The following is a 1,031-nucleotide window of genomic DNA, read 5'->3' as shown; positions in this document are numbered from 1 at the left end:
CGCTGACCCTTTGGGACGGCGGCTCGCAGACGGTTGACTTCAGCACTGTGCTTGCAGCGGCTGGAACCGAGGACCAGACACTGACCCTATCGGGCGACAGCCTTTCGATAGAGGACGGTAACAATGTTGATTTGAGCAGCTACCTTGACAATACCGACGACCAGGCCCTCAGCTTGGCCGCTGGCAACATATTGACCCTTGAGGACGGCGGCACTGTCGATTTGACCCCATACCTGGACAACACCGACGACCAGGCGATCACGGCCTTCAGCCTTGACAACGCCACGAACATATTGACGCTGACCCTTGAGGACGGTGGCACGCAGACGGTTGACCTATCCGCACTGGACAACAGCGGAACTGACGATCAAACTGCGTTGGAGGTAAACTATGACAATACTACATCTGGTTTGAGTTCCACGAACACCCAAGCTGCTATTGATGAGCTAAAGGCGGACGTGGATGCCTTTGCGGCAACGTCTGGGCAGACAAATACCGCATCTAATGTTGGAGCTGGAGGAGTTGGTTTGTTTGCAAGGAAGACCGGAGCAAACCTTGAGTTCAAGAATATAAATGCTGGATCGAACATAGTTGTGATATCCAATGATGCAGGCAACGATGAGGTTGATATTGACATTAATGAGGCAAACCTCAGGATTACGGAAAGCCAAATCACTGATTTGACCCATACGGTTGATACAGATGACCAGACGTTGACCCTTTCAGGAAATACACTCTCAATAGCGGATGGTAACTCTGTCGACCTATCGGCACTGGACAACAGTGGTTCGGACGACCAGACACTGACCCTCTCTGGCAACAGCCTTTCGATAGAGGACGGGAACAACGTTGACCTGAGCGGCTACCTTGACAACACCGATGACCAGGCCCTCAGCTCGGTCGCTTGTACCATTTTGACCCTGGCGGCCGGCAGCAATGTCGACCTGACCCCATATCTGGCCTATTCGGACAAACAGGCTATCACGGCCTTCAGCCTTGACAAAGCCACGAACATATCGACGCCGACCCCT

General features: G+C 53.0%; 1 protein-coding gene. It reads left to right on the top strand.

Annotation, left to right across the window (positions count from 1 at the left end; genetic code table 11):
* Nucleotides 1-293: 293 nt before the first annotated feature.
* Nucleotides 294-1,031: hypothetical protein (locus AB1A65_RS09120; RefSeq protein WP_366588089.1), on the top strand; the 738-nt coding region annotated here is incomplete at its 3' end.

Source organism: Allomuricauda sp. ANG21 (assembly GCF_040705235.1).
Classification (GTDB): Bacteria; Bacteroidota; Bacteroidia; order Flavobacteriales; family Flavobacteriaceae; genus Flagellimonas; species Flagellimonas marina.
This window is presented reverse-complemented; position numbering and strand designations above follow the sequence as displayed.